The organism is Novosphingobium sp. 11B (assembly GCF_054589055.1).
Genome location: NZ_BAAILP010000205.1, coordinates 20,946 through 39,592, shown reverse-complemented (window position 1 = coordinate 39,592; position 18,647 = coordinate 20,946). Strand labels below are relative to the sequence as shown.

16 protein-coding genes are annotated in these 18,647 nt (G+C 67.7%); 12 read left to right on the top strand and 4 right to left on the bottom strand.

All coding sequences use genetic code 11. The features are described 5' to 3' along the window. From ACYPYD_RS18820 to ACYPYD_RS18810, 3 genes are all read left to right on the top strand, one after another. The coding region (locus ACYPYD_RS18820; protein ID WP_459664796.1) for a long-chain-fatty-acid--CoA ligase at positions 1–1,712 on the top strand (1,712 nt) is incomplete at its 5' end. Further along, entirely contained in the window at positions 1,709–2,128 is a 420-nt protein-coding gene (locus ACYPYD_RS18815; protein ID WP_008832270.1) for a MerR family transcriptional regulator, read from the top strand. The genes ACYPYD_RS18820 and ACYPYD_RS18815, both read left to right, overlap by 4 nt. Continuing rightward, positions 2,121–2,993 (top strand): acyl-CoA thioesterase, encoded by an 873-nt coding sequence (locus tag ACYPYD_RS18810; RefSeq protein ID WP_459664795.1) that lies wholly within the window; start codon positions 2,121–2,123, stop codon positions 2,991–2,993. The genes ACYPYD_RS18815 and ACYPYD_RS18810 overlap by 8 nt, the downstream gene beginning before the upstream one ends. Here the strand turns inward: ACYPYD_RS18810 and ACYPYD_RS18805 are convergent. After that, positions 2,975–3,550 (bottom strand): TetR/AcrR family transcriptional regulator, encoded by a 576-nt coding sequence (locus ACYPYD_RS18805; RefSeq protein WP_459664794.1) that lies wholly within the window; start codon positions 3,548–3,550, stop codon positions 2,975–2,977. The two genes, ACYPYD_RS18810 and ACYPYD_RS18805, sit on opposite strands and share 19 nt — an antisense overlap. 137 nt (positions 3,551–3,687) lie before the next feature. Here ACYPYD_RS18805 and ACYPYD_RS18800 point away from each other — a divergent pair, with 137 nt between their 5' ends. Together ACYPYD_RS18800 and ACYPYD_RS18795 are read left to right on the top strand one after the other, a co-directional pair. Further along, a complete protein-coding gene (locus ACYPYD_RS18800) occupies positions 3,688–5,442 on the top strand; it encodes an acyl-CoA dehydrogenase (RefSeq protein ID WP_459664792.1) in 1,755 nt (584 codons plus the stop codon). 175 nt (positions 5,443–5,617) lie between these two features. After that, on the top strand, positions 5,618–6,679 hold the full coding sequence (locus ACYPYD_RS18795; protein ID WP_459664791.1) for an acyltransferase family protein: 1,062 nt from the start codon (positions 5,618–5,620) through the stop codon (positions 6,677–6,679). A gap of 3 nt (positions 6,680–6,682) precedes the next feature. On the opposite strand, the gene ACYPYD_RS18790 is transcribed toward ACYPYD_RS18795, so the two are convergent. Both ACYPYD_RS18790 and ACYPYD_RS18785 read right to left on the bottom strand, forming a co-directional pair. Continuing rightward, positions 6,683–7,471, bottom strand: a complete 789-nt coding sequence (locus tag ACYPYD_RS18790) for a sulfite exporter TauE/SafE family protein (protein WP_036522392.1) — start codon at positions 7,469–7,471, stop codon at positions 6,683–6,685. After that, positions 7,468–8,841, bottom strand: a complete 1,374-nt coding sequence (locus tag ACYPYD_RS18785) for an ATP-grasp domain-containing protein (RefSeq protein WP_459664789.1) — start codon at positions 8,839–8,841, stop codon at positions 7,468–7,470. The genes ACYPYD_RS18790 and ACYPYD_RS18785 overlap by 4 nt, the downstream gene beginning before the upstream one ends. Positions 8,842–9,110: 269 nt before the next feature. Between ACYPYD_RS18785 and ACYPYD_RS18780 the strand changes: the two genes are divergently transcribed. The 3 genes from ACYPYD_RS18780 (at position 9,111) to ACYPYD_RS18770 (ending at position 14,478) form a co-directional block, all read left to right on the top strand. Next, positions 9,111–10,265: a GGDEF domain-containing protein gene (locus ACYPYD_RS18780; protein ID WP_248005802.1), complete on the top strand. Its 1,155-nt coding sequence runs from the start codon at positions 9,111–9,113 to the stop codon at positions 10,263–10,265. 99 nt (positions 10,266–10,364) lie between these two features. Next, the gene (locus ACYPYD_RS18775; protein ID WP_459664787.1) at positions 10,365–14,009 is read left to right on the top strand and encodes a PAS domain S-box protein; all 3,645 of its coding nucleotides are present in this window, start codon (positions 10,365–10,367) and stop codon (positions 14,007–14,009) included. Between the two features lie 115 nt (positions 14,010–14,124). Then, positions 14,125–14,478 carry a response regulator gene (locus ACYPYD_RS18770; protein ID WP_459664785.1) on the top strand — a complete coding sequence of 118 codons (354 nt, stop codon included), beginning with the start codon at positions 14,125–14,127 and terminating at the stop codon, positions 14,476–14,478. 6 nt (positions 14,479–14,484) lie between these two features. Here the strand turns inward: ACYPYD_RS18770 and ACYPYD_RS18765 are convergent, their stop codons facing one another. Further along, the gene (locus ACYPYD_RS18765; RefSeq protein WP_036522384.1) at positions 14,485–15,267 is read right to left on the bottom strand and encodes an energy transducer TonB; all 783 of its coding nucleotides are present in this window, start codon (positions 15,265–15,267) and stop codon (positions 14,485–14,487) included. Positions 15,268–15,429: 162 nt separating this feature from the next. Between ACYPYD_RS18765 and ACYPYD_RS18760 the strand changes: the two genes are divergently transcribed. The 4 genes from ACYPYD_RS18760 to ACYPYD_RS18745 are packed head-to-tail and all read left to right on the top strand — an operon-like array spanning position 15,430 to position 18,643. Then, positions 15,430–16,170 carry a PepSY-associated TM helix domain-containing protein gene (locus tag ACYPYD_RS18760; protein ID WP_236727256.1) on the top strand — a complete coding sequence of 247 codons (741 nt, stop codon included), beginning with the start codon at positions 15,430–15,432 and terminating at the stop codon, positions 16,168–16,170. Positions 16,171–16,184: 14 nt separating this feature from the next. Then, positions 16,185–16,676, top strand: coding sequence for a DUF2271 domain-containing protein (locus ACYPYD_RS18755; RefSeq protein ID WP_459664783.1), 492 nt, complete (start codon positions 16,185–16,187; stop codon positions 16,674–16,676). A gap of 37 nt (positions 16,677–16,713) precedes the next feature. Further along, positions 16,714–17,634, top strand: a complete 921-nt coding sequence (locus ACYPYD_RS18750) for a DUF4198 domain-containing protein (protein WP_459664781.1) — start codon at positions 16,714–16,716, stop codon at positions 17,632–17,634. Positions 17,635–17,656: 22 nt separating this feature from the next. After that, the gene (locus tag ACYPYD_RS18745) at positions 17,657–18,643 is read left to right on the top strand and encodes an FAD:protein FMN transferase (RefSeq protein WP_459664780.1); all 987 of its coding nucleotides are present in this window, start codon (positions 17,657–17,659) and stop codon (positions 18,641–18,643) included. The last annotated feature ends 4 nt before the right edge of the window (positions 18,644–18,647 follow it).

Here is an 18,647-nt window from a genome sequence, read left to right as displayed (position 1 = left end):
ACGCGGCGACGATCGGCGGGGTCGCTCCCGCCACTGCCTCCTCAACGACGGACGAGATGCCGCCGATCGCGCCGCGTCTTCTGACCGACCTGCTCGACCATGCAGTAGATGCGCATGGAGCATGGTCGGCGGTCGACTTCATGGGCCGCAAGTGGACATATTCGGAAATCGGCGCGCTTGCGAAGCGTGCCGCCCGCGGCCTGCAGGACCTTGGTGTCACCAAGGGCACCCGTGTCGGCCTGTGCCTGCCCAATACGCCTTATTACGTGGTCGCTTACTTCGCGGTGCTGCGGATCGGCGCTGTCGTGGTGAACTTCAACCCGCTCTATACCGAGCGCGAGATGGCGCATCAGGTCACCGACTCCGGCTGCGAGGTGATGATCGCCACCGACCTCGCGCTCTGCCTGCCCAAGCTGGAGCCGCTGGTGGGCAAGACCTGCCTCAAGCGCGTGGTCGTCTGCCCCTTCGCCGACGCTCTGCCCGCGATCAAGCGCCGCGCCTTCCTGCTCTTCAAGCGCCACGACATCGCGCATGAGCCGCACGACTTGCGCTATGCGCGCTGGGCCAACCTGATCGCCCGCGATGCAGAGCCGGACCCGGTCGAACGCCATCCCAACGACCTCGCGGTGCTGCAGTACACTGGCGGCACCACCGGTGTGCCCAAGGGCGCGATGCTCAGCCACGCGAACCTGGCCGCCAACTCGGCGCAGATGATCGCGCATGTCGGCCACATGCCCGAGCATCAGGAGCGCACGCTGGGTGTCTTGCCCCTGTTCCACGTCTTCGCGCTGACGACGGTGCTGAACTACTCGGTCGACACGGCGGCGGAGATGATCCTGCTGCCCCGCTTCGAGATGAAGTCCTTCCTCGCCACCGCCAAGCGCACGAAGCCGACGCAGTTCTTCGGGGTGCCCACGCTCTACACCGCGCTCAACCACCAACAGCTTCACGGCGAGTTCGACAACGTGCGCGTCTGCATCTCCGGCGGCGCGCCGCTGCCGCTGGAGGTTCGCCGCGAGTTCGAGGAGAAGACCGGGGTGAACGTCGTCGAGGGCTACGGCCTCTCCGAAGCCAGCCCGATCATCGCCTGCAACCCGCTGGAAGGGCTGGTCAAGGACAACGCCTGCGGCCCCGCCTTCCCCGGCACCGCGCTGGAAATCCGCGATCCCTCCGACCCCACCCGCCTTTGCGCGCCCGGCGAAAAGGGCGAAGTCTGCGCGCGCGGGCCCCAGATCATGCAGGGCTACTGGGGCCGTCCCGAGGACACCGAGAAGACCTTCATCTACGGCGCCCTGCGCACCGGCGACATCGGCTATCTCGACGAAGACGGGTATCTCTTCCTCGTCGACCGGATCAAGGACGTGATCCTCTGCGGGGGGTACAATGTCTATCCGCGCATCATCGAGGAAGCGCTTTACGAGCATCCGATGGTCGCCGAGGCGGTCGTGATCGGCATCCCCGATGCCTATCGCGGGCAGGCTCCCAAGGCCTTCGTGGTGCTGCATGGCGGGGACATCCTGGATCAGGAGACATTGCTGGACTTCCTGCGCGAACGGCTGAACAAGATCGAGATGCCCGCCTCGATCGAGTTCCGGGATTCGCTCCCCAAGACCATGGTAGGCAAGCTGTCCAAGAAAGACCTCGTCGCGGAAGAAGCTGCCAAGCGTGAAGGCCAAAACTCTGGCCAAGGCTCGGGCGGAACCGCAGCTTGAGCGCCGCACCCGCTCCCGAACCGCCGCAACTTCTGGGCATCCAGGAAGCCGCAACCCTGCTCGGCGTGACGATGCGCACCTTGCGCTTCTATGAGGACAAGGGCCTGATCGCGCCGCAGAGGGTCGGCACCACCCGCATCTATTCGCGGCGTGAGGTCGGGCGGATGCAGCTGATCCTGCGCGGCAAGCGGCTCGGTTTCTCGATCCGGGAGATCAAGGAGTTCCTCGATCTCTACGACGTCGATCCCGAGCATCACGAACAGGTCCGCGCCCTCAAGTCCAAGGTCGGCGAGCGTATCGCCGACTTGCGCAAGCAGAAGCGCGCGATCGACCAGACGCTGGAGGAACTGCTTTCGATCGAGCGGCAGGCCCTTGCGTGGCTCGAAGGCTCCCCGCTAAGGCCCGTCGATGACTGAGCCTGCTGCTGCCGTCGCCGAACTGCGCGCCCTCCTCGAAGTCGAGGAGATCGACACCGACCTGTTCCGTGGCGGCGCCTCCGAGGAACGGCCCGGCCGCGTGTTCGGCGGGCTCGTGGTGGCGCAGGCGCTGGCGGCAGCGGCGCGCGATCTTGCGGGCAGCGATCGGCAGGCGCACTCGCTCCACGCCTATTTCCTGCGCGCCGGGGATACGACGCGGCCGATTATCTACCGCGTGCTGCGCGACTTCGACGGCGGCAGCTTCGCCAACCGTCGCGTCGTGGCGATGCAGGGCGGCAAGCCGATCCTCAACCTGGCGGCCTCGTTCCATCGGCGCGAGGACGGCTTCGCCCACGCCGCCGCCATGCCGCAAGTGCCCTCGCCCGAGCAGTGCCCGGACCTCGTCACGGCGCTCGCGGCGACAGGCCAGAAATTCCCGCAGGCCATGCTGGACCGCCTCGCCGCGTTCGAGATCCGGCCCGGCCCGCCCGCCGTGCAGGGCTCGGATACCCCTCACCAGTTCTTGTGGTTCAGGCTGGCCGCACCGATCGACAGCGACGAAATGCTCAGGCGCGTCGTGCTGACTTACGCCAGCGACTTCGCACTCTTTTCCACGGCGATCCTGCCTCATTCGAAGGCGATCTTCTCGCCCGGCATGCAGGTCGCCAGCCTCGACCATGCGGTGTGGTTCCATTCCACTCCGCCGGTGGACGACTGGCTGCTCTACGCGATGGACAGCCCTTGGGCCGGTCACGCGAGGGGCTTTGCGCGCGGCGCCATCTACGATCGGGCGGGAACGCTGGTCGCCAGCGTGGCGCAGGAAGGACTCTGCCGCGCCGTCCCCACTCAGGAACCGACCGCGTAGACGCCTAGAATCTGGTCGGCGACTTCATCGAGGGTGAGGCGCCCCGGCCGATACCACTCGCTCGCCGAATTGAGCGTGGCGAGCAGCAGGATGCGATAGATCGCCGGGTCGCGCCCCGGCTGCGGCGGCAGGGCATCAATCAGGTCCGCGAACAGCCGCTCGAACGCATCGCGCCGCGCGACCAGTTGCACGCGCACGGAGTCTGGCACCGCGCGAAAGTCGTTCATCAGCGGCATCGTCAGCGAGGCCGGGTCGAGCTGGATCGCCAGCAGCACCCGGCACGCCCTCGCCAGCCGCGCAGCGGGCTCCTCCACCCCTTCGATCGCCGCGCGGATGCGGTCTTCCGCCGCCTGCAGCGCCGCGTCGTGGATGCGCACGAAGAGCGCGTCCTTGCTCTTGATGTAGTGGTAGAGCGAGCCGCCCAGCAGGCCCACCCGCTCGCCGATGTCGCGAATGCTGGTCGCGGCATAGCCCCGCTCGGCGAAGAGGCCGGCGGCGGCGGCCACGACCTCGTCCTCGCGCGACGGGTTCGACTTGTCGGGATGGCGTGCGTTCATTCGGCCTGCGTTGGCGCGCGGCCGACCGATCGGCAAGGAAATTCAAGGGTCATGGCAACATCGCCTTGATTGTAACGATCGTTTGGTACAGTAAGATGGAAAGCCGCGCAAGCACGCAAGCCCCTGTGGAGACGACCATGCCCTCGACCTACGAGCCCCCCGTCGCGACGATGCGTTTCCTGCTGGAGCACGTGCTCGATTTCGACGCGCAGATGGCCGCGCTGCCCGGGTTGGAGGAAGTGACGAGCGAGCTTGCAGGCGAAGTCCTGACGATGGCCGGTCGCATGTGCACCGAACGCCTAGCCCCGCTGAACCTGCCGGGCGACGCGGCGGGCACGAAGCTGGTCGACGGCAATGTCGTGACCGCACCGGGCTTCGCGGAGGCTTATGCGGAATTCGTCGAGGCGGGCTGGCCCGGCCTCGCAGGCGATCCCGAGTTCGGCGGACAGGGCCTGCCGCGCACCGTCCAGATCATGCTCGACGAGATGGTGTCCGCCGCCAACCTGTCATTCGGCCTGTTCCCCGGCCTCACTCGCGGCGCGGCGGAAGCGCTTGCCGCACACGGCTCGGACGAACTCAAGGCCACGTACCTCGGCAAGCTCGTGACCGGCGAGTGGTGCGGCGCGATGGCGCTGACCGAGGCTTCGGCGGGCACTGACCTCGGCCTGCTGCGCACCCGCGCCGAGCCGCGCGGCGACGGCAGCTATGCGGTGACCGGGACCAAGATCTTCATATCCTCGGGCGATCAGGATTTCGGCAACAACATCGTCCACCTCGTCCTCGCCCGCCTGCCCGATGCTCCGGCCGGAGTGAAGGGCATCAGCCTCCTGCTCGTCCCCAAGCTCCTGCCCGGAACCAGCGGCGCCTTCGACGAGCGCAATGCGATGTCGGTCGGCGCGCTTGAGCACAAGATGGGCATCCACGCCCAGCCCACTTGCGTCATGAACTACGACGGCGCGACCGGCTGGCTGGTCGGCGAGGCCGGGCGCGGACTCAACGCGATGTTCACGATGATGAATGCCGAGCGCCTGTTCGTCGGCATCCAGGGGCTCGGCCTTGCCGATGCGGCGACGCAGAACGCGGTCGCCTATGCCCGCGAGCGCCTGCAGGGCCGCGCCGCTGACGGCCGCCCCGGCCCCGTGCCGATCATCGCCCATGCCGACGTGCGCAAGATGCTGCTCGCCTGCCGCGCCTTCGTGGAGCCCGCGCGTGCCCTCGCCGCATGGACCGCGATCCGCATGGACATCGCCGACCGCCACCCGGACGCCGCGACGCGCGATGCCGCCGCTGCCGACGTCGCCCTGCTGACGCCGGTGGTGAAGGCGGCTTTCACCGACTTCGGCTTCGAGACAACGGTGCTGGCGCAGCAGATCTTCGGCGGCCACGGCTACATCCACGAAGCCGGGATGGAGCAGTTCGTCCGCGACGCACGCATCACCCAGATCTACGAGGGCACCAACGGCGTGCAGGCCATGGACCTCGTCTCGCGCAAGGTCACGCTGAACGGCGGCGCCCCCTTGCGCGCCTACCTCGACGGAATCGCGGCCGACATCGACAACAGCGACTCAGGCGACCTCGCCGTGCAGATGCGCGCCGCCCTCGCCATGCTGGAGGAAGCCAGCGCCACCATCGCGGCCGCATCGGGCGATGCCGATGCCCTCGGCGCGGCGGCCACGGAGTACCTCAACCTCTTCGCGCTGGTGTCGCTGGGCTGGATGTGGGTCCGCATCCTCGCCGCCGCCCCGGCGCTGGAGGATGCGCGCAGCCGCGACACCTATGCCGCCCTCGCCGCCTACTACGCGAGCTACGTGCTGCCCCGCGCAGGTCTGCACGCGGCCCGTATCGCCGCCGGTCCCGCCACTGTCATGGCGCTCGACGAAGCGCTGTTCTGAAAGCCTTTTCCCTGCCCCTCTCCGCTCGTCCCGCCGCCCGCCCGGCGTGACGCATAGGCTTGGCATCGTCTGCGCGAGGCAACCACTGCGCCTCGCAGGCTTTATGATGACAAAAGCACATACGGAGCATGGATGATAATGGGCGGGACACGGCTTGGCTGAACCGAATAGCGACATGCAAAGCCGGCGCTCCGATGCGATCCGCATCGCGCGCGTCATCTGCATCGCGGGCATCGTCTACGTCCACGCCTGGACGGGACTCTCCGGCTACGAACTCGATCTGGCGCGCGGGACGCCGCAGGAGACCTTGCGCTGGGTCCTGATGGAAGGGTTCGGCCGCAGCGCGGTGCCGCTGCTGGGACTGATCTCCGGCTGGCTGGTCGCGGGCTCCTCGCGCACTCGTCACTGGGGGCCGCACGTCGCCCGCAAGGCGCGCACGATCCTGCTCCCGATGGTGCTGTGGAACGCACTGGCGGTGCTGCTGGTATCGGGCGCGGCATGGCAGTTCGGGCTCGCCGCGCCCATGCCGCAATCGGTGCGCTGGCTGGTCGAGGAACTGTTCATCGTCACCCGCCCGCCCGACATCAACGTGCAGATGCCGTTCCTGCGCGACCTGTTCCTGTGCATGGTGCTGGCCCCGCTGCTGGTGCGGTTGCCGTCGAAGGCGCTGGCTCTGCTCGCGCTGGCGGCGGGAACCTGCCACGTACTGGGCATCGGCCCGCCGGTGATCCTGCGCGCCTCGATCCTGATGTTCTTCACCATCGGCATCATCGCCCGCCGTGCCAACCTCGCCGAGCGCGTGGCCGCATGGCCCGCCATCGTCGCGCTGGCGCCCTTCGTGGTCCTGATGCCGCTGCATCTCTACGTCTCGATCGGCGATGCCCGGCCGTTCGACGATGCCTCGACGGCGGCGGTGGACCTAGCCGCGCGCGTTGCCGCATCGCTGGCGGTGTGGTGGCTGGCATGGCGCCTCGTCGCCACTCGCGCCGCGCCGCTGCTACGCCGGATCGAACCGTACATGTTCTTCTATTTCTGCGCGCACCTGATCCTGATCTGGCTGCTGGGGCCGGTTGTCGGCAAGCTGACCGGAAAGCTCGGCTCGCCGCTCTATCCGGTCTATCTTATCGGCCAGCCGTTCCTGATCCTCGGCGCGGTGGTGGCCATCGCCAAGGGACTGCTCATGGTCGCGCCGGGTCTGGCGGAGACGCTCAGCGGGGGACGACTGAAGCGCGCCTGACCCTCACATCCGCGAGAACAGCGGGATCGGCGCGAAGACGAGCGAGATCAGACCCCACAGGCTCAGCGCGATCATCACCCCGCCGATCCACTGCGTCAGATCGCGCGAGGATGCACGCCGCGTCACCAGCGCCCCGATCGGCGCAGCGACGATCCCGCCGATCAGCAGGCCCGACGCCGCGATCGAGAACGACTGCAGGCCCAGCGTGCCGATGAAGGCCGACAGCACCGTCACCGTCACGAAGAACTCGGCGGCGTTGACGGTGCCCACCGCCACGCGCGGGGTCATCCCCTGCGCGATCAGGCTGCCCGTCGTCACCGGCCCCCAGGCCCCGCCGAAGGAATCGAGGAACCCGGCGACGAAGCCCAGCGGCCCCACCGCGCGCATCCGGCGATAGGCCTGCGCCCGCCGCGCTCCGCGCCAGATCAGGTAGATGCCGACCGCCGCCAGATAGACCAGCAGGACCGGCCGCAGGATCGAGAGGCTGAGGTGCGACAGCGCCCACACGCCTGTCAGCCCCCCGGCGATGCCCGGAATGACGAGGCGCGCGAAGAGCATCCAGTCGACGTTGCGCTGCAGGGCATGGGCCGCGCCGGAGACGCCGCTGGTGAAGCTCTCGACCGCATGCGTCACCGAGGACGCGGCGGCGGGCGGCAGGCCGAGCAGGATCAGCAGCGAGTTGCCGATCACCCCGAAGCCCATGCCGACCGCGCTGTCCACCAGCTGCGCCAGGAACCCGGCGACGATGAACGGCGCCAGCGCCGCCCAGGGAATCGCGGAAAAGTCGATCATCCGTTGCTCCTGCGTCGGCGCGCGGAGCCGGCTCCGAACCGTCCGGCCGGGGAAGTCAGCAGGAACAGCACCGGGAAGATGAGCGCGAGGACGGAGAGCACCCCGCTCACCACCGCCTCGGCCCCGGCGAGCCAGGGCATGACCGCCGCCCAGATCGCGACCGCGAGCACCACCATCAGCGTGCGTTCATGCGCCCGGTCGTTGAGGCCCGTCAGGTCCACCTTGGCGCGCCCTTCGAAGAGGGAGCGCAGACCAATCCCGGTCGGGCTGCGGCGATCCACCAGCGGCTGCGGGAACGAGCTCTGCACGAGACAACCGATCCCCGCCGCCAGCATGCGCAGGCCCACCGCATTGGCGAAAGGCCGGAATTCGGCATTGCGGTCGCTGAGCGCGCGCAGGCCGGTGCGGCCGCCGAAGACCATGTCCGCCAGCGCGGTGCTCTCGGCCGGGGCAGGCTTGCTTTCCTGCACGGCGGCCTGCGTGGAGATCACCCATTCGAGGATCGCCGTCGGCACGTCGAGCCCGGTCGCCCGCTCCAGCCCCTGGAAGCCGGGGGCGGAATTGGCCTCGCAGATGCGGTAGCCGTCCTCATCGAACAGGATGTCGATGCCGGTGATGTCGAGTTCCAGAACGTCGGCCGCCTGCACCGCCAGTTCCGCCATCTCCTGCGGCGGGTTGTAGGCGACGCCGACGCCGCCGAGCGAGACGTTGGACTTGAAGCCGCCGGTCAGCGAGCGCCGCTCCATCGCCGCGATCACCCGCCCGCCGACCACCAGCACGCGCACGTCACGGCCATGGCTGGCGCGCACGTAGTGCTGCAGGATGAAGTCCGCCTTGGCCTCGGCGCTTTCGAGCAGGCCCGCCAGATCCTCGAACTGGCTGCGGTCCTCGCACTTGAGGACGCCCGCGCCGCGCGTACCCTTGAGCGTCTTGACGATGACCGGAAAGCCCAGTTCCCGCTCGACCAGATCGACGTCGATGGGGAACGTGCCCAGCATCGTGCGCGGGATCGGCAACCCTGCACGGTTCAGCGTCTGCAGGGTGTGCAGCTTGTCGGACACCGTCTCGATCGTTGCCGGGCCGTTGACCAGCCGCACCCCGCGCCGCTCGAAGTGGCGCAGCAGGGCCAACGTGAAGTAGTCCGTCTCCGCGCCCGTCCGGCAGATGACGAAGTCGGGCTTCTCGATCTCGCGCCCCTGATACTTGATCGCCCAGTCGCCGACGGTGCCGACCACCAGTTCGAAGCTGTGGGGCTGGAGGACGTGCAGTTCGATGCCGAGCGCGCCTGCAGCCTCCTGGAAACGGAAGACTTCGGGCACCTCGGGAATCGACGGGTCGAGTTGATGCTGAAAGAGAATCCAGCCGCGCAATGCGATATGCTCCCCGGTTTTGGCGGTAGTGCGAAGTTGCAGATGGCCTTCGCGCGTGCGTTCGGCCGGGTGTCAGGTCACAGAATGGCATTGGGCCGTCTTGGTTGCAAATCCATGGCAGCGCCGCGCCTCGATCCTCACCCGACATTGCCGAAAAAGCAGCAGCGGCAAGCATGGTTTACGGCCCATCCACCTTTTGTTTAGGAGATTGGCGTAACTTCCTCGCGCAAGGGGGTTCCGGGTTCTTCATGTCGGTCGATGCGCAAACCATGTTGCTGCTTTCGAACGCGATCGCGTTCGTGGCCGCGACGTTTCTTCTTATCGAATGGCGGTCCCTGCGCGAGCGGTTCCTCCTGAGCTTCGCGCTCGGGTTCCTCTGCATCGTCGTGGGTTGCACCCTTGCGCCCCTGCGCCAGAGCGGGGATTTCCTCCTCGGCGTCTGGCTGTCGAACTCGATGGTCCCGCTGGCCCACTTCATGTTCCTGCTCGGCGCTGCATCTTTCGCCCAGCGCAGGCTGAGCCCTGCCTGGTTCGCCGCCCCGCTGCTCTGCTCGGCACTGATGGCCATCCCCGGGCTCGGCGACCGCGATCAGGTCATGTCGCTGTTCAACGCCGCATTCGTGGCGGTGTTCTGCCTCAGAGCCGCCGGCGTGCTGCTGGAGGCGCGCCGCACTACGGGTTCGGAAACCCGTACTTTGGTTGCAACCTTCGTTGTCCACGGCTCCTTCTACGCGGTGAAGGCGGGCTGCGCCTTCGTGCCCGGCGCGTTCGTCGATTTGTCCTCCTACTCCGGCGTGCTGATTCCGATCTCGCTGTTCGAGGGGATCCTCGTCGAAGTCGCCCTCGCGATGTCGATCGCAGGCGCGCTGCGCCGCCGCCGCGAGGAACGCGCCACACGCCTTGCCGAAAGCGACCCCCTCACCGGCCTGCTCAATCGCCGCGGCTTCGAGGCCCGCACCCGCGACGTGCAGCAGCAGGGCGGCTCGCTGCTGCTTATCGACATCGACAATTTCAAGACGATCAACGACTGCTTCGGCCATCAGGACGGCGATCGCCTGCTCGTCGATCTCTCGGCTTTCCTGGCGGTGCGCCTGCCCGCATCGGCGGTGACCGCACGCCTCGGCGGTGACGAATTCGTGGTGCTGCTGCCCCGCATCGACGAAGGGCGCAGCCTGAGGCTGGCCGAGGATCTCTGCACCGGATTCGCAATTCGGCAGGGGGCGGACAACTGCGGCACCCTGAGCATAGGCTGCGCGCCTGTCCTCCCGGGCGTGCAGGACTTGTCTCCGGCGATGCGGCAGGCCGACCGGGGCCTTTACGAAGCGAAAAGCAAGGGGCGCAACCGCGCCTGCCTCGCCCCCCGTTTCTCCGGTTCGGAGGCACGGGCCGGGATTCTCCCTTATCCCATCGCAGCTTCAGGATAAGTGCTCACCTTCCATTGACCGGGAACCGTCCTGCGCGCGATGTGTTGTCGTGCGCACGGAAGGGGTGGTCGGCCCGGCGCGAAGGGATCGGTTAGGGGCATGACGCGGAGCGAAGCGAACGGCGACGGGTTCATGGGACTCGAAGGCGATCTCGCGCGCCGCATCGCCGCGCACGACTGGTCCTCCACCCCGATCGGGCCGATCGAAAGCTGGCCGGTAAGCCTGCGCCATACCGTCGCGATGATGCTGCCATCGCGCGTGCCGCTGGTGCTGCTGTGGGGCCCCAAGGGCGTCATGCTCTACAACGATGCCTATGCGGAGTTCGCGGGCGGGCGCGACAGCCGCCTGCTCGGGTCCAACGTCCTCGACGGTTGGGAGGAAGTCGCCGAATTCAACGCCAACGTCATGAAAATCGGCTTGGCGGGCGGGACGCTGAGTTACCGCGACCACATGCTGACGCTGCATCGCCACGGCAAGCCCGAGCAGATCTGGCTGAATCTGGATTATTCACCGGTCCCCGGCGACGACGGCACGCCCGCAGGCGTCATGGCCGTCGTATTTGAGATCACCGAAGCGCACCATGCCCGCGAAGCTCTGGAGGAAAGCGAGACCAAGCTGCGCTTCCTCGACGATCTTGCGCAGGCGATCACGGATTGCCGCGGGGCAGGCGAAATCCTGGCGATCACCACCCGCATGACGGCGCAGCATCTCGGCCTGGCCAACTGCGCCTATGCCGACATGGACGCCGACGAGGACGGCTTCACCATTCGCGGCAACTGGCATGCCGACGGTGCGCGCTCGATCGTCGGGCATTATCGACTGGCGGATTTCGGCGCGCTCGCCGTGCGCGAGCTGCATGCCGGGCGGCCACTGATCATCAACGACAACGCCAGGGAAATCGCGCCCGAGGAGGCCAGGACCTTCCAGGACATCGGCATCGCGGCGACCATCTGCATGCCGCTGATCAAGGAAGGCCGCCTCACCGCGCTGATGGCCATCCACGACAGCCGGGCCCACCACTGGACCCCTTACGAACTGGGCATCATCCGCGAGGTGACGGAGCGGTCCTGGGCGCATGTCCAGCGCGTCGGTGCGGAAGGGCAACTGCGCGAGCGCGAGGCCTACAATCGCCAGATTCTCGATGGCGCGATCGACTATGGCATCGTCGCCACCGATCTCGACGGACGCATCACGCTCTGGAACGCCGGCGCGGCGGCGATGCTCGGCTGGAGCGAGGCGGAAATGCTGGGCCAGCCGATCGACATGTTCTTCACCCCCGAGGACCGGGCGACCGGGCGACCTGCCGCCAAGCGCCGGGAAGCGCTCGACACCGGCCGCGCTCACGATGCCCGCTGGCATCTGCGCAAGACCGGCGGGCGTTTCTGGGGGCTGAGCGAGATGACCCCGCTGCGCGACGGCGATGGTCGGCCGACAGGCTTCGTCAAGCTCATGCGGGACCGCACCTTCGAGCACGATGCGCAGGAAGCCCTGCGCCTCAGCGCCGAGCAGTTGAGCCGCGCACAGGTCGCAGGCGGCGTGGGTCTGTTCTCCGTCGACATCGTCGCCAACACGATAACCGGGACCGACGAGTTCTACCGCCTGTTCGGCGCGCCGCAGACCGGTGCGGTAAGCGCCGGGGTGCTCGAAAGCATCATCATTCCCGAGGACCGCCACCTTTCGTCCAACCATGCCCGGCGCAATTCGGCGGATGCGGCGCTCGACGTCGAATATCGCATCCGTCGTCCCGATACCGGCGAAGAGCGCGTGATCGCGCGCAAGTCCGAGTTCGAATTCGACACCGCCGGTAAGCCGGTGCGGATGATCGGCGCCGTGCGCGACGTGACCGAGCGCAAGCGCACCCAGCTGGCGCTGGAAAAGAGCGAAGCTCAGTTCAGCGCCCTCGCCCAGAACCTGCCCACGCAAGTCTGGACCGCGCGGGCCGACGGTAAGATGGAATGGTTCAACGAACGCGCCTACGCCTATTCCGGGGAGCCCCGGGGCAGCCTCGACGGCGATGGCTGGGCTCGGCTGGTGCACCCGGAAGACCGCGAGACCGCCATAGCGCGCTGGGCGCAGGCCGTCGCGACGGGCGAGGTCTACGATACCGAACTGCGCCTGCGCGACTGCGAAGGGCTCTATCGCTGGCACCTCTCGCGCGCCATGCCGCTCAAAGACGCGCATGGCGCGATCTCGGCGTGGATCGGCACTAATACCGAGATCGAGGCGCAGAAGCAGGCCGAGGCCGCCTTCGCGCAGGACCGCGACCGCCTCTGGACGATCAGCCGCGACCTCATGCTGGTCTGCGACTTCGAGGGCGTGATCACCGCGGTGAACCCCTCCGGCGAGCGGCTGCTGGGCTGGCATGAAGGGGAAATGCTCGGGCAGCGCATCGCCTCCTTCGTCCACCCCGACGACCTCGAGGCGACCGCCGCCGAAGTCGCCAAGCTCGCCAGCGGACGCCGCACGATCGCGTTCGAGAACCGCTATCGCACCAGGGACGGCGACTTCCGCCTGATCGCCTGGACCGCCGTGCCCGATGACCGCCGCATCCATGCGATCGGGCGCGACATCACCGAGCAGCGCGCCATCGAGGAAGCCCTGCGCCAGAGCCAGAAGATGGAGGCCGTCGGCCAGCTGACCGGCGGCATCGCGCACGACTTCAACAACCTGCTGCAGGGCATCACCGGCAGCCTCGACATGATGCACGCCCGGCTCGCGCAGGGCCGCACGCAGGACCTCGAGCGCTGGCTGGGCGGTGCACGGACCTCGGCGGAGCGGGCGGCGGCACTGACCCATCGCCTGCTCGCCTTCTCGCGCCGCCAACCGCTCGACCCGCGCCCGGTGCGCAGCAATCCGCTGATCGCCTCGATGGAGGACATGCTGCGCCGTACGCTCGGCGAGCATATCGAGCTCGGCTTCGTGCTGGCGGGCGGGCTATGGCTGACGCGCTGCGATCCCAACCAGCTGGAAAGCGCCATCCTCAACCTCGTCATCAACGCGCGCGATGCCATGCCGCAGGGCGGCAAGCTGACCATCGAGACCTGCAACGCTCACCTCGACGACCGCTACGCCGCGCGCGAGCGCGACGTGGAGCCAGGCGAATACGTGTGCATCGCCATCAGCGACACCGGCGTCGGCATGAGCCGCGACACCGCCGCGCGCGCCTTCGAGCCGTTCTTCACCACCAAGCCGATGGGCCAAGGCACCGGCCTTGGGCTGTCGATGATCTACGGCTTCGCGCGCCAGTCCGAAGGCTATGCGCGGATCTATTCCGAGGAAGGCGTCGGCACCACCATCAAGTTGTTCCTCCCCCGCCATCTCGGCACCGACGCCGCGGCCACGGACGCCCGCGAACCGCTGGCGCTGCCTACCGCACGCGATGGCGAAGTGGTGCTGGTGGTGGAGGACGAACCGGTCGTACGCGCCCTGATCCTCGAAGTGCTCGACGGCCTCGGCTACCGGGCGATCGAGGCTGCCGACGGTCCCTCCGGACTTGCCATCCTGGAGTCGGACGAGCGCCTCGACCTGCTCGTCACCGACATCGGCCTGCCGGGGCTCAACGGCCGTCAGGTCGCCGACGCGGGGCGCGCCTGTCGGCCGGGTCTGAAAGTGCTGTTCATGACCGGCTATGCGGAGAACGCGGCACTGGCTTCGGGCTTCCTCGAACCGGGCATGGCGATGATCACCAAGCCGTTCGCGATGGACATGCTCGCCGGACGGATACGCGAAATCATCGAGAGCTGAATGGCCGCTTGATTACGCCGCAATCGGCTGGCAATAGCTTTGCCGCGCAAGGCGTTGTCGCGAACGCAATTTCCAGAGTGGCACCATGCCTGACGAGACGCCTCGATTCGACGGAATGCGGGTTTTGGTTGCCGAGGACGAGTTTCTCGTATCGATGCTGCTCGAGGAAATGCTGACGGACCTCGGCTGCGAGGTCGTCGGACCTTTCGCGACCCTCTCCGCCGCGCTCGAAACCGCCTGCGCCGGCGAATACGATGTTGCCGTGATCGACCTCAATCTTGCGGGCGAAAAAGCGGACCCGATCATCGCCGAACTCGCATCTCGCGAGGTGCCGGTCGCCATCGCCAGCGGCGGTTTCGAGCCCGACCTTGAGCATCGCCCCACGGTGCGGCTGGACAAACCCTACAGCGCTACCCAGCTGGAGCAGGCGATGGCGACCCTGCATGCCGCGCTGCAGGGAAGCGACTGACGCCTCTCAGACGTTGGTGAGCACGAACGGGATCGTGACGTAGCCCCGCACCGCAGTCGCCGCACCGTTGCTCATCATCGGCGACCAGCGCCAGTGCTTCACTGCGCGCAGCGCCGCTCCGTCGAGCCGGGAACTGCCGCTGCTCGATACGACCTGGATATCCTTCACGGTCCCGTCGCTGCCGACCAGCAGCAGTAGCTTCACCGTGCCTTGCTCATGCGCGCGCCGCGCATCGACCGGGTAAATCGGCGGCTTGGCGAACAGCACCTTGCTCGAAAGGTCGCCGCCTTCCAGCGTCGTCGCGGCTGGCGGCGCCACCGAGGGCGGCGCGCTTACCTTGACGCCTTCGCTGGTCATGCTGGGCGGAGCGGGCGGCGGCGGCGCGTCCACCATGACCTGCTGCGGCCCGGGGCTCGGCAGTTCGATCATCGGCTTGGGTACGACCGTCTGGGTGACGGCGGCCTGCGGCGTCTCCAGCTTCGTCGGCTCGGGCGGCGGTGGAGGCGTGACGTCCAGTTCCTGCACGTCGACGGTGGTGAGATGCGCCCTTTCCTTGTGCGACGCCACCATATTGAGCGTCGCCAGACACGCAGCCATGCCCAGGATCATTCCCGCCGACGCCAGCAGAGCGACCGGGTTCGCCCTTGCCGGACGATAGACCGAGCGGTCCGCGCCAGTCGCGGAAAGTGATTCGCCAGTCGAAGCCGAATGGGGCAACGGCTCATGCGCAACGGCCGAAACCGGTGCGAACGCGAGTTCGTCCGGTGCGATCGCGGCAACTGTCGCCAATTGTAATCTCCTGCCAACCACTATTGCGAGTGATTTGCATATACACTAAGCAGCTCGTCGTCCAGAGGGCACTCGATATCACAGCAACGTGTGGCGGCACGTTTCGCCGAAGGGCGCCCTTTACCGATATTTGAAATCCGACATTTGTAAGGATGCGACATTTTGGAAGTTGCCGACGCCCGAGACCGCCACGCCGACGATATGCGTGACGCAGCGTCGAATACCGCCAATCGCGCGACCACGGCGTCTTCGCATCTCGCGAAACCGAAACCCGCGGTGAAAAAGAAGAAGAACAAGAAGGCCCGCGCCTTCTGGCTCAAGCAGCTGCACACCTGGCACTGGGTGAGCGCGGCGATTTCGCTGGTGGGCATGCTGCTGTTCGCGGCGACCGGTATCACGCTCAACCACGCCGCCTCGATCGGCGCGGAGCCTTCGGTGACGCAGAGCCAGGGCAAGCTGCCGGTGGCACTGCTGGCGAAACTGCCTGCCCGCGGAGACCGCACCGATCCACTGCCCGCCGAAGTGGCGAAGGCGGTCGCGGCGGCGGTTCCGCTCGATCCTTCGGGCCGCGCGGCGGACTGGACCGCCGAGGACGAAGTCTACGTCGCCATGCCCGGCCCCGGCCGCGACGCCTGGGTCAGCATCGATCGCGCGTCAGGCGAGGTGCAGGCCGAAGTCACCGACCGGGGCTGGATCTCCTACCTCAACGACCTGCACAAGGGCCGCAACAGCGGCGCGGCGTGGTCCCTGTTCATCGACCTGTTCGCCGTGGCCTGTCTCGTGTTCACGATCACCGGCCTGTTCCTGCTCCAGCTTCACGCGAAGCACCGGCCGATGACCTGGCCGATGGTGGGCCTGAGCCTGCTGATCCCGCTGCTGCTGGCCCTCCTTTTCATCCACTGACGAGAAAGCCCGTGATGACCCGATCCAAGATCCTGCCCGCGCTGGCCGCCGGCACTGCAACCGCTCTTGCCGCCACGCCCGCGCTCGCCGCGTCGGTCACCGTCACCGTCCCGCAGATCAAGGTGGCCGAATACCACCGCCCCTACGTCGCAGGCTGGGTCGAGCCCGTCGCCGGCGGCGATGCCCGCACCCTCTTCGTGTGGTTCGACGGCAAGAAGCGCGGCGCGGAACCGGGCACCAAGTGGCTGGCGGACTTGCGCACCTGGTGGCGCAAGGGCGGCCGCTCGCTGAAGCTGCCCGCCGACGGCATCAGCGGCGCGACCCGCGCGCCCGGCAGCTACACCGTCGCCATTCCCGCGAACCTCCCCAAGGGCGACTACGTCCTGAAGGTCGAGGCCGCGCGCGAGACCGGCGGGCGCGAACTGGTTTCCGTGCCGTTCACGGTCGGCGGCAAGGGTGGTTCCGTCTCGGGCAAGACCGAGCTGGGCACCGTCACCATCCGCTGATCCGACTACTTTCACTTTATATAACAGGGGAATACGAATGCGCTTCCGCTCGATCCTGATCGCCGCCGCGGCATCTTCCATGCTGGCGACGCCTGCCCTTGCGCACCGCATGTGGCTGCTGCCCTCGACCAGCACGCTCGCCAGCACCAACGAATATGTCACCGTCGACGCCGCGGTGTCGAACGACCTGTTCTACCCCGACCATGTCGCCATGGACCCGGCGCAAGTCTCGGTCTGGGCGCCCGACGGCACTGACGGCAAAGTCGAGAACGCGTCCAAGGGCCGCCATCGCGGCACTTTCGACGTCGCGCTGAACAAGGCGGGCACCTGGAAGATCGGCATGGAGCGCGCCTCGGTGATGGGCACCTTCAAGGTCGGTACCGAGGAATGGCGCGTGGGCGGTCGTGGCCGTCCGCAGGGCGCACCGGGCGGTCCGGGTGCTCCGGGCGCTGGCGCACCTGCCGGAGCCCCTCCGGCCGGTGGTCCCGGCGGCCCCGGAGGTCCGGGTGGCCAGCCGCCGCGCATGGTGCAGACCGTAGCCGACATCCCCGCCAACGCTACCGACATCAAGCTGACCGAAGTGACCTCGCGCAACTTCGTCTACGTCACTGCGGGCGAGCCGAGCAAGGTCGCCCTCACCGGCAAGGGACTGGAATTCGATCCGGTCACGCACCCCGACGAACTCGTCTCGGACGAGGAAGGCAGCTTCCGCTTCCTGATCGACGGCAAGCCCGCCGCCGGCATCAAGGTCGAAGTCGTCCCCGGCGGCAAGAAGTACCGCGCGGCCGAAGATGCGCAGGAACTGACCACCGGCCCCGACGGCGTCGTCAAGGTCAAGTGGCCGGTCGCTGGCTGGTACTGGCTGAACGCCAGCGTAGAAGACACCAAGCCCGCCGACAAGAAGGCCAGCGCCCGCCGCATGTCCTTCACTACCACGCTCGAAGTCGTCGCGCCCTGACGACGTCCTGAGCCTGCCACCCATGCGCCTCGCCGTTCCTCTTGAAATCGACGCAGCCTCGCTCGCCACATGGCGGCAGGGCGTGCGGGTGATCGAACTGGGCGGCGAGACCATGGGCACGACATGGCGCATCCGGCTCGCCCCGCCCCCCGGCTTTGACCGGGACGCGGCGAGCCGCGCGATCGAGGCGCGGCTCGAGGACATCCTCGCGCAGATGAGCCACTGGCGTGCGGATTCGGTGCTGGGCCGGTTCAACCGGGCGAGCGCAGGCGAATGGTTCACCCTTCCCGCCGACTTCAGCGCGGTGATCGAAGCCGCCCTCGCCGTGGCCGAGCAGTCGGCCGGGGCCTTCGATCCCGCGATCGGCGCGCTCGTCGATGCCTGGGGCCATGGTCCGGTAACGATCGACCGCCCGCCCACCACCGAAGAGATCGAGCAGGCGCGCACGGCCTCCGGCTTCCTACGCCTCGTCTACGAGCCGGACACGCGGCGGCTGCGCCAGCCCGGCGGCCTGCGGCTCGACTTGTCGGGCATCGCCAAAGGCTACGCCGTCGATGCGCTGGCCGCGTTGCTCGCCGGGATGGACTGTCACCATGCGCTCGTCGAGATCGGCGGCGAACTGGTCGGACGCGGCCTGCGTCCCGATGGCGACCCGTGGTGGGTGGACCTCGAAACGCCGACGCAGGACGTCGCCCCGTTGCGGGTCGCGCTGCACCAATTGGCAGTGGCGACCTCGGGCGATTACGTACGCGGTTTCCACACGATTGATCCTCACAGTGGAATGCCGGTCGAGCATGCCATGGCGGTCAGCGTGATCCACTCCAGCGCTATGCTCGCAGACGCCTGGGCTACCGCGTTCAGCGTGCTCTCGCCTGCCGCCGTGCACGCCTTGGCGACCCGTGAGTGCCTTTATGTACGCTCTACGTGCCGTTATGGCACCGGCTCAACCGAATGGATCAGCCCCGCCCTTGCCGCCATGATCGAGGCCGAGGACGAAGTTCCGGCTTGATGCA

Coding starts and splice junctions, on each gene's coding strand:
- ACYPYD_RS18810 (WP_459664795.1), top strand. CDS start 2,121: ATGACTGAGCCTGCTGCTGCCGTCGCCGAACTGCGCGCCCTCCTCGAA.
- ACYPYD_RS18775 (WP_459664787.1), top strand. CDS start 10,365: ATGACGCGGAGCGAAGCGAACGGCGACGGGTTCATGGGACTCGAAGGC.
- ACYPYD_RS18750 (WP_459664781.1), top strand. CDS start 16,714: ATGCGCTTCCGCTCGATCCTGATCGCCGCCGCGGCATCTTCCATGCTG.
- ACYPYD_RS18790 (WP_036522392.1), bottom strand. CDS start 7,471: ATGATCGACTTTTCCGCGATTCCCTGGGCGGCGCTGGCGCCGTTCATC.
- ACYPYD_RS18805 (WP_459664794.1), bottom strand. CDS start 3,550: ATGAACGCACGCCATCCCGACAAGTCGAACCCGTCGCGCGAGGACGAG.
- ACYPYD_RS18755 (WP_459664783.1), top strand. CDS start 16,185: ATGACCCGATCCAAGATCCTGCCCGCGCTGGCCGCCGGCACTGCAACC.
- ACYPYD_RS18745 (WP_459664780.1), top strand. CDS start 17,657: ATGCGCCTCGCCGTTCCTCTTGAAATCGACGCAGCCTCGCTCGCCACA.
- ACYPYD_RS18780 (WP_248005802.1), top strand. CDS start 9,111: ATGTTGCTGCTTTCGAACGCGATCGCGTTCGTGGCCGCGACGTTTCTT.
- ACYPYD_RS18795 (WP_459664791.1), top strand. CDS start 5,618: ATGCAAAGCCGGCGCTCCGATGCGATCCGCATCGCGCGCGTCATCTGC.
- ACYPYD_RS18800 (WP_459664792.1), top strand. CDS start 3,688: ATGCCCTCGACCTACGAGCCCCCCGTCGCGACGATGCGTTTCCTGCTG.
- ACYPYD_RS18770 (WP_459664785.1), top strand. CDS start 14,125: ATGCGGGTTTTGGTTGCCGAGGACGAGTTTCTCGTATCGATGCTGCTC.